Raw genomic sequence first — 14,885 nt, 5'->3', positions numbered from 1 at the left:
GACCGACTACGAACGAGACCATCAGGCCGACCCCACCGTGGAGCTGGCCGCTTGAAAGACCTCCACGACGCGAGGGGATTGACAGCCTGCTGCCCGCAGGACCGGGAGATCCGGTGCACCGACCGGCCCGAGTAGGCCAGCCGGAACGCGAACAGGAAGCACTTCACCCGCTCTCCGGCGAGATCGACCCAGACCTCTCCGAAGTCGACCTCGGCATCGGCGCCCGGCACATTGTGCCGGGTCAAGTAGCCCTCGGCCGGGACACCTTCCTGCGCCGCAATCGCCCGCCGGCGGGCCGTGACGAAGTCCCGCACCGTGGTGTACGGAAGCGTGACCCCGAACTCCTCCTCCAGCCGCGTGCCGATCCGCTTGGCGGTGTGCCGCTGCTTGCGTGGCGCCTCTAGATCCGCCCGCAGCCACTCGTCCACCGTCTTCTTGTACGGTTCCATCCGCGGAGAGATCCGCACCGGACGCTTCCGGGGATTCGCCACCGGCGAGGCCAGAGCCTCACGTACCAGACGCCGGTGCACCCCGTACTTCCGCGACAACGCCCGGATCGACAGCTGCAACTGCCAGCTGTCCCGGCGAATCCGGTCGAACAACTCCTGCTTGGACAAGGCCATGCGCAGCACCCACCCCCGGCGGACCACATCCACCGTTCCACTGCAAGGCCCAGGGTGGGGCCACTTCGCCTCACCACCACCCCTCAGTACCCCCGAACGCCCCGCCAGTGGGGCCCATTGGGCTCGCCTTGGTGGAGCCGCTGACGCTCGCCCTAGCCACTCCCGACCGTGCTGGCGGCCGCGGAGCGACAGGCGCTGGCGGGGGCAGCACGGTCGGTGCCCGCACACCGGGCACGGCACCGGATCGTCCCGGGTTTCCGCGCCGACACCCGGATGACCTCGCCCTCATCCGTCACGCCCTCGACGACAAGGCCCGGCAGGCCCGAAAACACCACACCCACAAGCTCATTGACATCGCGCACACCAGGGCAACGACGGCCGTCACCCTTCGTTACCACCGATTACGGGACAGAGCCGATCGCTTTACAGACCCGATCCCTGCTGGTCCAGGAAGGTCTGGAAGCGGTCGGCAGCCGGAGTGCGGGAGCTGGCCTCGGTCGGACCGGTCGGCTGATCGCGTGGGTGGGTCAGGAGTGTCCGAGCACCGGGTGTGATCGGTAGGGCGCGTACAGTTGGTGCAGGTCCTGTTCGCTCAGAGTCACTTCGAGTGCGGCGATGGCGTCGTCGATGTGGCGGGGTTTGGTGGCGCCGATGATCGGTGCGCTCACGGCGGGTCGAGTGAGCAGCCAGGCCAGGGCGATCTGGGCCGGCGGCCGGCCGTGTTCCCGGGAGATGGCGCCGAGGGTGTCGATGACGTCGAAGTCGGCATCGGCGTAGGCGCGGAAGCGGGAATCGGCCAGTGCGTCACTGGCCGCGCGCAGGGTGTGCTGTTCTCCGGTGCGGTTTCGGTTGCCGGCGAGGTGCCCGCGGGCCAGGGGGCTGTAGGGGATGACGCCGACGCCCTGGTCGAGGCACTGGGGGATCATCTCCCGTTCTTCCTCCCGGTAGATGAGGTTGTAGTGGCTCTGCATGGTGATGAACGTGGTCCAGCCCGCTGCCTGGGCGGTGTACTGGGCCTTCGCGAACTGCCATGCGTACATGCTGGAGGCTCCGACATGGCGGACCTTGCCGGCACGCACGATGTCGTGCAGGGCGGCCATGGTCTCCTCGACGGGCGTCGCGGGGTCGAAGCGGTGGATCTGGTACAGGTCGATGTAGTCGGTACCGAGCCTGGTCAGTGAGGCGTCGATGGCTGCCATGAGGTGTTTGCGGGACAGTCCCTGGCCGTTGGGGCCCGGCCCGGTGGGGTAGTAGACCTTGGTCGCCAGGATGTAGTCCTCGCGGCGGGGGAAGAGTCTGCCCAGCAGCCGTCCGCTGAGCTCCTCGCTCGTGCCTTGAGCGTAGGCGTCCGCCGTGTCGAAGAAGGTGACCCCTGCCTCGACGGCACGCCGGACGATCGGCTCGGCCGCGTCCTCGTCGAGCTGCCATTTGCGTGCCGGCATGTCCCCGTAGCTCATCATGCCGAGGCAGATCCTGGACACCGACAATCCCGAGGATCCCAGTCGGACGTACTCCACGTGTTCTCCTCCAGTGATCGCGGTCGATGGCGACACCCGTCGTCGCCAGCGCAATGCCGACAAGGTCGTCTTGCACGATGCGGGTGTAGTCACTGGTTTCCAAGGTCGCCTCGGATCTGCCAGCGGGACGTGGTCATATTCCACTCCCAGCGCCGGACCCGTGGGGCCTTGTCTCGCTGGCGGCTCGCCTCGTCGATGCGGCCCTGCTCCTGCAGAAGATCCGCGAGGTCGAGGGAGACTTGATGTCGTGGTCCGAGGCCCGCGTCGAGGTCCGCCCACGCAATCGGCTTGGTCCTGTGTCTGTCTTCGGTCTCGGCAGCCCGTAGCCAATGTTCCGCCTCGCGGGATGCGCCCGGTCGCGCAGGCGGCGGCCAAGTGCCAGCGCCGCCTCCACCAGCCCTGTCTCGGCAGCGCACCGAAGCCACCTCTCGCGCTCCCCGGTGTCCTGAGCGGTCATTCCGGTCACGTACATGGCCTGAACATGCCCAGCCTCGACAGCTCGCTGGTGCCAGTACTCGGCTTCATCCGCCCGCTGTCCGCTCATCAGGCGGGCGAGACGGTACATCGCTTCTGGTTCACCGGCCTCAGCAGCTTTGTGAAGCCACCGCTCTGCCTGGCCGGTATCGCGGCGTTCCAAGCGGTCGGCCAGATGCATCATGGCCCGTGTATCGCCGCAGCCAGCGGCCTGTCCAGACCGGGATCCAGATCATGCCGCACGTGATCGAAAGCCATTGAACCCTCCCGCGTTCGACACCCCCATCACCAAGGTGCCCTGGCTGGAGGGGATTTCGCTCACCTTGCCCTTCTCCATGATGGCCACCGCGCCAACAACAGTGACCGCAGAGGCACGGTCAGCGCCACAGTGGCTGCAACTCACCGTCCCGTCTCTGAGGGAGTTCGAACGCAAAGGGAACCACGTCTTGGGGCGTCTCCAGCAGAATCGCGGCGCGCTGGCTCCTGGCGGAGTCGCCGAAGGCCCGGTGCAGCGTGCTCTTGACCGTACCGGCCGCCATGCCGAGGGCAGCGGGGTGCGGCCGGCCTTCACGCGGGCCCGGTTGTCGTTCTGCCGCGGCACCGCGGTCACCTGCCGCTCGGCGATCGCGATGTCGTCGTGCCGCAGCCCCAGGGCCTCACGGTTCACGCTGGAGGCCGTGCAGTCCTTGGATCATGCACCGGCGCACCCAGCCTGATCACGTCTTTCAGGGGGAGGCGATTGCGGGTGGCCCGGCGTGGCGGGGCGGGCCACCCGGGTTTCGGTGGACCTCAGATGTGGCTCAGCATGGACACCAGGTCGGTGGCGACGCTCCTGTCGATGAGCTCGGGGACGGCCTGCACGCCCGGGCTGAGGGGCTGATCCGTGGTCGTGGCAAGCGCGGCAAGGCTGCGGGCCTGGAGGGTGAGCCCGAGGTCCATCGCCTGGATCGGATTGCCCTTGGCCGCCGTGAGGTTGATCATCTTGGTATCGGCGAGCACGACCAGTTCACGACCGTCGTCGAGGCGGTGGACGGCTCGTTCCTGCCCGCTGGCGCCCGATCGGTGCACGGCCCGCGTGCGCTCGGCCAGCGCGTCCGTGTCCAGCTCCCACGGCCTGTGTCCGACCCCGGCGATCACCGCACCGTCCCGCAGGACGTCCAGCTCGGCTGTGCCGATCACTCCCGGGTGGCCGGTGGCCAGGAAGAGCAACTGGGTCCGGGGCAGAAGTTCGCTCAGCTCTCCAACCTGATGACCCGCCATCAGTGCCTCCAGAGCGCGGTAAGGGTCGATGTCCGCCACCGCGACCCGGGCGCCCAGATGGGCAAGTGTGTCGGCGACCCCCCGCCCGCAGGGCCCATAGCCGACGACGGTCGCATGCGCACCGGGCAGCATGAGGTTGGTGGCGTTCATGAAGCCCTGGACAACGCTCTGGCCGACGCCAAACTCGTTCTCGACCAGCAATTTGAGCCGGCTGTCGTTGATGACGACTACGGGGAAGGGCGGCGGGGAGCTCCAGGATCGGATGCGCAGGCCGCCCGTGGTGGTCTCCTCGGTGGCCCCGATGAGGCCGGGAAGACCTCCTCGAGCCATCACGGCCTCGATAAGGTCCGCACCGTTGTCGAGGATGAGGTCCGGCCTGGAGTCCAGTACCTGCGCGATGTTCCCGCGGTGCTGGTCGAGGTCGTCCGATCGGTGGCCGATGACGGTGACGCCGGCTGCGCGCAGGGCGTCCGCGGTGTCCTCCTGAGTGGTACCGGGGGAACCCGTCAGGGTGACCTGCGCGCCCGCCTGAGCCAGGAAGGACACCAGAACAGCGGTCTTCGGCTCGATGTGCAGACAGATCCCGATACGCCGTCCCGCGAACGCGGCCGAGTGGGTCTGCATGGTGGCCGCGAGCAGCGGCATGTGACGGGCGGCCCACTGGGTGTCGTCGTGGGGGATCGTGCAGCGGACGGGGACGGTTGTTGTCATGACGAGATTCCTTGGCTGACGAGGTCGGTGAGGTGGGCACATGTGTGCCCTGGAGCTGAACCGACTTGTCAGCCGTAGAACTGGCTGAGATACGAGTGATCACCGAAGATCCACAGATGGCGGCTCCCGCCAGTCATGACCATCTGAGGGCCTCCCCTCCGGGAACGGTGACGGACATACCTGCACAGTCGACGTTATACGCATAACCCCAGTGCGGCAAGAGACCCTTCGGGTTCAGGCACCCACAGATACGGACCCGAGATCCCCCTTCTCAGGGCCGGACACCCCGGGCGGGCAACATGAACGTCGCAGACCGCCCGTGGTGCGTTGTGCGGGTCGGCGGCCGGTCGGCCGCACACCCACACCCTGCCCACCATGCGCAGGAGGTGGGATGAGTACGCGAAGGTCCTGACAGTTTCGTCATATTCCCATCACTCTCATCTGCATCATCCATGTATGCGGTGAATGCACGATGTTGACGGGCCCTCACCGGCCGGCCCTTACGCGCGCCGGGATTCCAGACGCGGACCGGCACCGTGCGCAGCCCCGCCCCACAGACCGTCGCCCGAAAGTGCGTAACAGCCGCCACCGCTCATAAGGCGCTCCCGGCCAGGCGCCCGACTACATCGGCCGCCGGAAACGCCGAGCTGGTAGCGCGCGGCGGTGGAAAAGGGCCACGCCGGAAAAGCATCGGAAGACGCGCACTCGCAGTCCGCTGAATTCATCTGCACTTTTCCGGCAGAGCTGAGGCTAATTCCGGAAGGGAAGTCAGAATTCCGTGGCACCGGGTGTGTACCGATCAGATTCTGCGACCGAACGGTCTGTCGGGGCAATGGCGGAACCTGGGGCGTTTGCGCGGCTGCACAAGTGAGAAGCACCGGTCGGGCCACCACCAGCCGAAGGGCGCTTATGGGTCTGATCTACACAAAACTCCTATTTGATACGGCAGTTGCCCTGTCCAGGCGTGTCGCTCCGCGTCCGGCCCGCAGTCCGGGAGCACGGCACCAAACGGCAAGGAATTGCGCATTTACTGTCCATTTTTCGGCTTCCAGTAACGGGGAAATGAACTCGTAACAGCTGACGCATTGACAGCCGCACCGCATACGGCGGCTAATTAAGCGCTGCGCACCGGCGTATGCATTTTTCCTGCCACCGGTCTCTTATGGAGGCCAGATCATGACAGGTGGAACATGAAGATATCCACGTGCGTGGAGAGCGGATTTCGACCGCTTCACGCCCTGCGGCGCGGCGCCGCGGTTGTGGGCGTGGCGGCTGTGGCCCTGGTGGGCTTCCAGCCCGCGGCCAGTGCCGGAACCGGCCCGGAGCCGGGCCGGACGGCCGCCTCGACACGGCTGAACACGGCCGCCTCCGATGCCGACAACCCCGGCACCGATCTCACGCCCCTCTGCGATACCCCCGCCAAGGGGCACGCAGCTTGCTACGCCCTGCGCGCGCCCGGCACGACGGCTCGTCTCAGTGCGACGCAGACACCGGCGGGACTCGGCCCGCAGGACATCCGCAGCGCCTACGACCTGCCCGCCGACGGCGGAGCGGGACAGACGATCGCGATCGTCGATGCGTACGACAACCCGAACGCCGAGGCGGACCTCGCCATCTACCGCAGCCAGTACGGGCTTCCGCCGTGCACCACGGCGAACGGCTGCTTCGCCAAGGTCGACCAGCGCGGCGGTACCAACTACCCCATGACGAGCGACTCATGGGCCGGCGAGATCGCCCTCGACCTGGAGATGGTCTCCGCCACCGCTCCGCAGGCGCACATCATCCTCGTGGAGACCGACAACGACGGCCTCGACAACCTCGCGGCCGGGGTCGACAGGGCGGTCGCCCTCGGCGCCAAGTACGTCTCCAACTCCTATGGCAGAAGCGGTGACTCCGACAGCGACCAGGCGACCTACGGTGCCTCCTACGACCACCCGGGTGTCGCCGTCGTAGCGGCGAGCGGTGACAACGGATACGGGGTCGCCTTCCCGGCGACCCTGTCCACGGTGACCTCGGTCGGCGGCACGGACCTGGTCGCCGACCCCACCAGTGCCCGCGGATGGTCCGAGACCGTCTGGAACCGCGACACCTACGCGCCGGGGTCCGGGTGCGCCACGCACCAGGCGAAGCCCACCTTCCAGAAGGACACCGGCTGCGCCGGCCGCAGCGTCGCCGACGTCTCGGCCGTCGCTGACAACGTTGCCGTCTACTCCACGTTCGGCTCGACCGGAACGGGCTGGCAGCGCTACGGCGGCACGAGCGTCGCCACGCCCGTGATCGCAGCCGTGTACGCCCTGGCGGGCAGCCCGCGTCCGGGTACATACCCGAACTCCTACCCCTACGCGACCGGCGGCACGGGCCTGACCGACATCACCAGCGGATCGAACGGCACCTGCGCCACCGCGTATCTGTGCACCGCTGGCGCCGGTTACGACGGTCCCACCGGTCTCGGTACACCGTCCGGCCTGGCGGCGTTCCGCAGCGGCCCGAGCGGCACCGTGTCCGGCGTGGTCAAGGACGCCAAGTCTGGCCGGCCCGTCGCGGGAGCCACCGTGGGCACGGGTCCCGACGTCGCCACGACCCTCCAGGACGGCACCTACTCCCTGAACCTCCCCGCCGGCCGGGTCGACGGCCTGACCGTGACGGCGTTCGGCTACCGGACCACAGCGCCGATCGCCCTCGACATCGCCGACGGCCAGACGGTGACCCACGACTTCGCGGTGGCGCCGCTGCCGCGCGTCCACGTCCGCGGCACGGTCAAGGACGGCTCGGGACACGGCTGGCCGCTCTACGCCCGCATCTCCGTCCTAGGGTCGCCCGAGGCCCCGGCATGGACCGATCCGGTGACCGGCGCGTACGACATCACCCTGCCGAAGCAGGCCGGTTACCAGTTGGACGTCAGCGCCGCGCTGCCCGGCTACGAACCCGTCATCCGAGCCGTGACGGTCGCTGCCAGGCCGGTGACCGCGAACGTCGCGGTGACCGCCGACCCGGACGCGGCCACCGCTATCGGCTACACCCCCCGCCGCACCGACAACGCCGAGACCTTCGACTCCACCACCGCGGCCCCCGCCGGGTGGACCGTGACGAACGCGGCCGGCACCGGCAACGGATGGCAGTTCGACGATCCCATCCAGCGCGGCAACGCCACCGGGGGTACCGGCTCCTTCGCCGTGGTGGAGAGCGACCAGGGGCCGTTCGGTCCGCACCAGGACAGCCAACTGACCACTCCCGCCTACGATCTGTCGCACGCGCAGTCCGCGGAGCTGAGCTTCGAGACGGCCTACGTGGCCAACCTCACCCAGCAGCACATGACGGTGGACGCCAGCACGGACGACGGAAAGACCTGGCAGAACGTCTGGGCCGGACCGAGGGTCGGCGGTTCGGAGGACCACCTGACGGTCGCCGTCCCGCTGCGTCAGTACGCCGGGCAGCGGTCCGTGCGCCTGCGCTTCCACTTCGTGGCCGACTGGGGCTACTTCTGGGCACTGGACGACGTGACCCTCCAGACCCGTCGCCTCGAGCCGGTCCCGGGCGGCCTAGCCGTGGGCACCGTCAGGGACGCGGCCACCGGCGCGGGCGTGGTCGGCGCCACCGTCGTCGACACCCGCACCCCGGACAGCGGCGCGGTCACGGCCGCCACTGCGGACGACCCGGCTGTGGGCGATGGTCTGTACACCCTGTTCCTGCCCGGCTCCGGCCGCCACGCTCTACAGGTCACGGCATCCGGCTACGCGACACTCACCCGCACCGCGGTGACGCACGACGACCGAGTCACCCGGGAGGACTTCCGGATCAGACAACACGGCTAGAAGACCTCGCCGTACTGCCGTCGGGAGCGGTGCCTTGCCCCAGCGGGCACAGCACCGCTCCCGACCAGCGGGCTCCGGGAGTCAGCCGTCGCACCGTGTACACGCACGCCGGCGACACGGGTACGGCCCTCGGTGCGAAGACACGTCCCCGAGGCCGACGGCCTGATGGTGCACCTGCGCGCGGGAGCACCGACCATGCATCACAGGTTTGACTGGTGACACTTCTGGTTTGCCGCAGATGTCACCAGTCAGACACGTGACGCATGAGTGTGCCGCACCCCACCGCGGAAGCGAGGGCGAAGAGGGACGCGGGACGCTACGGCAGGAGGACGTCGAAAACGGTGCGGAAGAACGCGTCCAGCGGCGCCGCCGACTTGTGGGCCCGGGCCGCGATCAGGGTGCCTTCCCAGGCACTCAGGACGAAGAGGGCGGTGGCCTCCGCGTCGACATCGCCACTCAGATCGCCCGCCTGTTGGGCCTCCACGAGGACGTCCCGGATCAGCGCCCCCCACCGGTCGAACCCGCCTGCGACCGCCAGGCGGATCTCGTCGCTGTGGTCGGCCATCTCCGCACCGAAATTGCCGGCCAGGCAGCCATGTACGAAGCCGTTGTCGACGGTGTCCTTGCTCAGGAACTCGAAATGGGCACGAAGCCGTTCCAGTGGAGGGCGGCCCGGTGTCGTGAGCATCTCGAAGCTCAGAGTGCTGGCGTACCGGCTCAGCGCCTCCAGGGCACTCTCCTCCTTGCTGGAGAAGTGGTTGTAGAAGGACCCCTTGGGAACCCCCGCCGCGCTGGTGATGTCGTTGATGCCGGTGGCGTTGAAGCCGCGCGCGTGGAACTGCTGAAAGGCCGCCTGAGCGATCTCCTCACGCTTGGACACTTGCGCCATGCCGTCTCCGCCTTCCGTCGGGCCGACCCGCTTTCGCCCCTCCGCGGACACGGACCCGGATCGCCGCGTGCGATTTTCGCGGCCGAGGACTACACCAAGGCGACCAACCATATTGTAGTCGTCCCGCCGAGGCACGAGCCCGCAGGCGCCCTCGGGGTGCGGTCCACCCATGGCGCCCCGCGGTGGGTCGTCGGGCACTCGACATGGGTTACCCTCGCCTAAGACGACCGGTCATTTTGACCTGTCGTCCTCTGAGCTCTGTCCTCACCAATACCGGCCTGTCACGGCGGCACGACATACAGGAGCAGCCAATGTCCACTTACCGGGCCTTCGAGGCCACCGGTGTCCACAACCTCCAGCTGGTCGAGCGCGACCTGGTCGACCCTGCACCGGGGCAGGTCCGCCTGCGTGTGGAGGCCTGCGGTGTCTGCCACACCGACGTGCTGGCCATCGAGGGACTGCGTGCCGATCCCTCACAGCCCATCGTTCCCGGCCACGAGGTCGTCGGCGTCGTCGACGCCGTCGGAGCAGGTGTCACCGCCTGGCAGCCCGGGGACCGGGTCGGCGTCGGCTTCCTCAACGGCCACTGCGGCGAATGCGAACCATGCCGCCGCGGCGACTTCGTCAACTGCCGAAACCAGGAACAGACCGGAACCACCATCGACGGCGGCTACGCCGAGGTGGCCTACGCCCGCGCCAGCGGGCTGGTACGGATCCCCGACGGCATTCCGGCGACCGACGCCGCTCCCCTGCTCTGCGCCGGACTCACCACCTTCACCGCCCTCCAGCAAGGACCCACCCGAGCCGGCGCCCTGATCGCCGTACAGGGCATCGGTGGACTGGGACACCTGGCCCTGCAGTACGCACGCAGCCTCGGCTACCGCGTCGTCGCCATCGCGCGCGGAAAGGACAAGGAGACATACGCCCGCCGGCTCGGCGCCCACGAATACATCGACAGCACCACCACCGACGCCGGAGCCGAGCTCACCGCCCTGGGCGGCGCCTCCCTCATCATCGCCACAGCCTCCAGCGGCGCCTCCATGAACCCGCTGGTCCAGGGCCTCGCACCGAACGGCAGGCTCGTCGTGGTCGGAGCCGCACCCGACCCCCTCACCATCGCCACCCCCGACCTGATCTTCGGCACCCGCACCATCACCGGCAGCCTCACCGGCTCGTCCATCGAGAACGAGGACAACCTCGCGTTCACCCTCGCGCACGACATCCGTCCCAGCACCGAGGTCATGCCCTTCACCCAGGCGATGAAGGCCTACGAGCACATGCTTTCCGGCGAGGCCCGCTTCCGCGTCGTCCTCGACACGACCGCCTGAACCAGCCCTTGACGCCGGGCGAGACACGCCTCTCGCCCGGCACCACCGCGCGGTTCGCCGAACGCCGTCACCAGCCGCCCGTCCTCCCGCGGAGGACCGCGTCCCGGCGGGCGGTGTACGGTGTCGCGGGCTCTCGACGGCTCCCGTCCGGTGCACCGTCCAGAGCGGTGATGGTGACAGAGCTTGCGCTTCGCATCAGTCACCTGTCAGAATGGTGACGTGAATCTCAACCATGTCTTCGTCTGCGGAAACCCGGCCCTGGACTTCGCGGCCACCCTCCGTGCCCGGCGTTCGACCCGGTTCGAGATGTTCGTGACCCCGGAGCGCCTGAACGCCTGGTACGTGGAGTCCGGACTCGTCGACACGGTCACAGGACGTCCGGGAGGCTATCACCGTGCGCGAGGCCGTCTACCGGCTCATCACCGACCGCCGTCTCGGCGAGGACTTCGACCGGGAAGCACTCGGCGTGCTCAACGCGGCGGCGCGCAAGACCCCGGTGACTCCTCAGCTCACCCTGACCGGACGGCACATCGACGCCACCCCCGAGCAGGCCCTGGCAACCGTCGCCCGACAGGCCGTCGAGCTGCTGAGCGGCCCGGACGTCCCGCTCCTCAAGGAGTGCGGGAACCCGGTGTGCACCCGCATCTACATCGACCGCTCCCGGGGCATGCGCCGCCAGTGGTGCGGCATGGAGTCCTGCGGCAACAAGATCAAGGCAGCCGCGTACCGCGCCCGCAAGAAGACGACGCCGGCCATGACCACCCGCTGACACCGGGAACGATGCGGGCAACTCGCACCGCCCGCGATACACCGTTCGCCGGACACGAACGCGCCCGCGGGAACAGTCAGCGGTTCAGGGCTAGCTCCAACGCCGTGTAGTTAGCGGTGGGGATGATGTGTCAAGCCGTCTGAAGCAGACCTGGAGCTCCTGCTAGAACCGTGTCGACCAAGATCACTGTTCAGCAGGAGCTCCATTGGACGCCAAGTCTGTCATTTCTCATGAGGTAGCGGTTGGGGCGGGGCCGTTCGCGCCCGGCCATCTGGGCGAGTTAACGCGGATCGTCCCGTTCGAGATGGTCGACGAGGTGCTGGCCGAGACCGGCAGGACGCAGCAGCGGATACGTGACCTTCCTTCGCGTGTGGTGGTGTATCTGCTGCTGGCAGGGGCCCTGTTCCCCGGGATCGGCTGGCAGCAGGTGTGGCAGCGGCTGACGGCCGGTCTGGAAGGGCTGGAGACAGCGGTTCCGACGGCCGGCGCGCTGGCGCAGGCCCGCAGGCGGGTCGGGACCGGGCCGCTGCGCTGCTTGTTCGACCTGCTGCGCGGGCCGGCCGCCGGGATCAGCACGCCGGGAGCCTGGTGGCGGGGACTTCTCGTCTGCGCTGTCGACGGCACGCTGGTGGCGGTGCCCGACAGCCCGGCGAACCAAGCCGAGTTCGTCAGGCACCGCTGCAACAACGGCGGGGCGGGATACCCCTCGCTCCGCCTGCTGGTCCTGGTGTCCTGCGGCACCCGTACCGTTCTGGACGCGGTGTTCGGGCCGACCACGAACGGGGAGACGTTCTATGCCCCGAGCCTTATCCGCAGTCTGCGCGAGGGCATGATCGTTCTGCTGGACCGGAACTTCGCCGTTCAGGCCCTGGTCGAGGCGATCACCGGGGCCGGCGCGCAGGTCCTGGTCCGCGTGAAGGAACACCGCAGGCTGCCGGTTCTGGAACGTTTCCCCGACGGCTCCTACCTGTCCAGGCTCGGAGCCGTGCCAGTCCGCGTCATCGACTGCGAGATCACCCTCAGCACTTCCCAGGGGCGCCGCACCGGCGCCTACCGCCTCGTCACGACCCTGACCGGCTCGCATGCGCACCCCGCCGCGGAGCTGATCAGGCTCTACCACGAGCGATGGGAGGTCGAGACCTCCTACCTGGAGATCAAGTCCACCATTCTGGGCGGCAGGGTTCTTCGCGCCCGGACCCCTGCCGGCGTCGCCCAGGAGATCTTCGCGCTGCTGGTCACCTATCAGGTCCTGCGACTGGCCATGGCGGATGCCACCAGCGACCGCCCTGACACCGATCCCGACCGGGCCAGCTTCTCCATCGCCCTGAACACCGCCCGCGACCTGCTCGTCCAGGCCGCGGGCGTCTTCAACGACACGGTCATCGATCTCGTCGGCACCATCGGACGCCGGGTCCTGGCCGACCTCATGCCCGACCGGCGCATCCGCACCCGGCCACGCGTCGTCAAACGCGCCATCTCGAAGTACAACGCGAGAGGCACCATCGACAGAACCAGCTACAAAGCCACCATCAGCATCAACATCCTGACCACCCGCACCCCTTGACGCTGGACACCCACCGCTAACTACACGGCGTTGGGGCTAGCTCGCCAGGGCGTCGAGTACGCCTGCGGGCGGGGGTTCACCGGTTCGCGGTGACGAAGATCGAGTCGAGCGCGCTGGTGGAGTCTTCCGAACAGGTCGAGGTACTTGCGTTAGATACGTGTCCCGGCTCGACATCGGCCATGTCAGGCGCGGGAAGCAACGCCGACACGTCGGTCAGGTCACCTCGCCCGAACTCCACCCGCCGGTCGTCGATGTCGGCGGGTTCAGATCGACCGACACGATGCGCGGGCGCAGCTCGGCGATGGGCATGGGGTGGATCACGCGCTCGAAGGCGGTCTTGAACTGCTCTCCGGGGAACTCCCGGGCCTCACCACCGGCATTGCGCGCCGACAGGAACGCGAAAGCCTCCGCACGGGTGCCGGACGGGCCCGCCGCGCGGAGGCTCAGAACGGGTCAGTCCTCCCAGTGATGGACTGCTTCGGTCGCCGTGACGTCACCGGCGTAGACGAGGGCCACACGGTGGTTGTACTGAATGGTGTACATCTTCTTGGCGCCGATGACGACCGCTCCGTTGGAGGGGAAGTAGTCGTCGGTGGCGGCGGGTTCGGCGGTGGCGACATAGGCCTGACCGGCCGGGATGGAGTACATGCTCAGGGGCGCCTGCGTCGAGGCGCCGAGGCCCGCCGGGTACTCCGCCTTGTCGGGGTAGCTCGATCCGTAGAGCGAGACCGCGCCGGTGTTCGCGGGACGGATGATCTTCACGCCGTAGCTGGTCTTGGTGTTGGCGCCGGAGGGGTTGTAGAACCACACTTCGGAGCTGCTGTACCAGATCGCCGTCCAGTCGCCCTGGACGTCGGCGACGACGAACTGCTGCCCGGACTGGGCCGTGCTGCCCCAGTCGTTGACCCGGTCGGTGCCCACGGCGGTGCCATGGATGGCCTGGTCGCCGAAGAGCGGGGCCGTCTCGCTCGGGGCGGTGCGCAGGTAGACGAAGTTCGCCTGCTGCTGCCTTTCGGTGCAGGCGGTCGTCTGCCCGGTCGGGTCGTCGGAGGGACACACCTGGATCGTCTGGCTGTTCTGCGCGAACGGCGGGTCGATCGTCACGACCGAGCCCGTCTGCGGAACGGCGTGCAGACCGCTCAGCGGGGCGCCCAGCAGGCTCATGAAGTGGTCCCAGTCTCAGAAGGGGCCCGGGTCCCAGTGCATTCCGGAGACGAGGGACGAGTTGGGACCGGCAACGTTGTCATGGCCGATGATGTGCTGACGGTCCAGGGGGATGTCGAACCGTGTGGCCAGGTACCGCACCAGGTAGGCGGTGGCCTCGTACTGTGCCTCGGTGTACCAGGCCGCGCCCTGTACGGCGTAGCCTTCGTGCTCGATGCCGACCGAGTGCAGGTTGGTCGAGTAGTTGCCCGCCTGGAAGGCGATGTCCTTGGTGGGCACCATCTGGGTGACCGAACCGTCCGAGGACATCACGTAGTTGGTCGCGGCGGGATTCGTGGGGTTGGCCAGGCCCGTGACACCGGCGTCGTAGGTGGTCTCCAGGTCGTGGATGACGATGGTGTCGATCCTGATGCCGTTGGCGGGCCGGTTGGAGACCTGACGGCCGGCGGGAGAGCCCGCGACGAAGGTGCATCGGACGGCGGGAGGGCACTCGGTGTCGGCGGTGTCCGCGGTCGCCGCCTTCAGGCCCAGTGCGGTGGCCTGTGAACGCACGGGAGCGATCGACGGGTCGGCGGCCAGGCGGACCCGCTGGCCGTCCTGCGTGGTGACGGCGGCTCCGCTGCGGATGGTGCCGAAGACGTGGTCGGCGAAGCCGGACGCGCCCTGCTGCTGCTTGGACTGGCTGTATCGGGCCACGGCGCCGTACCACCGGGAGGCGTCCGCGGGTGCGCCGCCGGTCAGCTGCTTCTCGTACGAGGCGAGCAGCGCTGCGCC

Annotated in this window: 9 protein-coding genes and 2 pseudogenes; 5 read left to right on the top strand and 6 right to left on the bottom strand. The window is 68.4% G+C overall.

Translation table 11 applies throughout. The annotated features are described in order from the left end of the window. Together JF597_RS47745 and JF597_RS47740 are read right to left on the bottom strand one after the other, a co-directional pair. Window positions 1-656, bottom strand: a pseudogene (locus JF597_RS47745) (hypothetical protein); the annotation flags it as partial. A gap of 494 nt (window positions 657-1,150) precedes the next feature. Further along, window positions 1,151-2,140, bottom strand: coding sequence for an aldo/keto reductase (locus JF597_RS47740; RefSeq protein ID WP_294011765.1), 990 nt, complete (start codon window positions 2,138-2,140; stop codon window positions 1,151-1,153). A 481-nt stretch (window positions 2,141-2,621) separates the two neighbouring features. Between JF597_RS47740 and JF597_RS47735 the strand changes: the two genes are divergently transcribed. After that, window positions 2,622-2,861 carry a hypothetical protein gene (locus tag JF597_RS47735; RefSeq protein WP_294011762.1) on the top strand — a complete coding sequence of 80 codons (240 nt, stop codon included), beginning with the start codon at window positions 2,622-2,624 and terminating at the stop codon, window positions 2,859-2,861. A 542-nt stretch (window positions 2,862-3,403) separates the two neighbouring features. Here JF597_RS47735 and JF597_RS47730 read toward each other — a convergent pair. Next, the gene (locus JF597_RS47730) at window positions 3,404-4,585 is read right to left on the bottom strand and encodes an adenosylhomocysteinase (RefSeq protein ID WP_294011760.1); all 1,182 of its coding nucleotides are present in this window, start codon (window positions 4,583-4,585) and stop codon (window positions 3,404-3,406) included. A 1,190-nt stretch (window positions 4,586-5,775) separates the two neighbouring features. On the opposite strand from JF597_RS47730, the gene JF597_RS47725 reads away from it, so the two are divergent. Continuing rightward, a complete protein-coding gene (locus tag JF597_RS47725) occupies window positions 5,776-8,397 on the top strand; it encodes a carboxypeptidase regulatory-like domain-containing protein (RefSeq protein WP_294011759.1) in 2,622 nt (873 codons plus the stop codon). 316 nt (window positions 8,398-8,713) lie between these two features. Here JF597_RS47725 and JF597_RS47720 read toward each other — a convergent pair whose 3' ends face one another. Next, window positions 8,714-9,286 carry a TetR/AcrR family transcriptional regulator gene (locus JF597_RS47720; protein WP_294011757.1) on the bottom strand — a complete coding sequence of 191 codons (573 nt, stop codon included), beginning with the start codon at window positions 9,284-9,286 and terminating at the stop codon, window positions 8,714-8,716. 311 nt (window positions 9,287-9,597) lie between these two features. Here JF597_RS47720 and JF597_RS47715 point away from each other — a divergent pair, with 311 nt between their 5' ends. The 3 genes and pseudogenes from JF597_RS47715 to JF597_RS47705 all read left to right on the top strand — a co-directional run bounded on the left by JF597_RS47715 (window position 9,598) and on the right by JF597_RS47705 (window position 12,947). Next, the gene (locus JF597_RS47715) at window positions 9,598-10,614 is read left to right on the top strand and encodes an alcohol dehydrogenase catalytic domain-containing protein (protein WP_294011755.1); all 1,017 of its coding nucleotides are present in this window, start codon (window positions 9,598-9,600) and stop codon (window positions 10,612-10,614) included. 219 nt (window positions 10,615-10,833) lie between these two features. Then, a pseudogene (locus tag JF597_RS47710) lies at window positions 10,834-11,383 on the top strand (CGNR zinc finger domain-containing protein). Between the two features lie 205 nt (window positions 11,384-11,588). After that, window positions 11,589-12,947, top strand: coding sequence for an IS4 family transposase (locus JF597_RS47705; protein WP_294011753.1), 1,359 nt, complete (start codon window positions 11,589-11,591; stop codon window positions 12,945-12,947). Window positions 12,948-13,400: 453 nt separating this feature from the next. On the opposite strand, the gene JF597_RS47700 is transcribed toward JF597_RS47705, so the two are convergent. Next, window positions 13,401-14,111: a hypothetical protein gene (locus JF597_RS47700; RefSeq protein WP_294011751.1), complete on the bottom strand. Its 711-nt coding sequence runs from the start codon at window positions 14,109-14,111 to the stop codon at window positions 13,401-13,403. 15 nt (window positions 14,112-14,126) lie between these two features. After that, window positions 14,127-14,885 (bottom strand): N-acetylmuramoyl-L-alanine amidase (locus JF597_RS47695; RefSeq protein WP_294011749.1); only part of this gene is annotated, 759 nt, incomplete at its 5' end.

Origin of the sequence: Streptomyces sp. (genome assembly GCF_019510245.1) — a bacterium.
GTDB lineage: Bacteria > Actinomycetota > Actinomycetes > Streptomycetales > Streptomycetaceae > Streptomyces.
The sequence above is the reverse complement of the archived record's forward strand: the minus strand, read 5'-3'. Positions and strand labels throughout refer to the sequence as shown.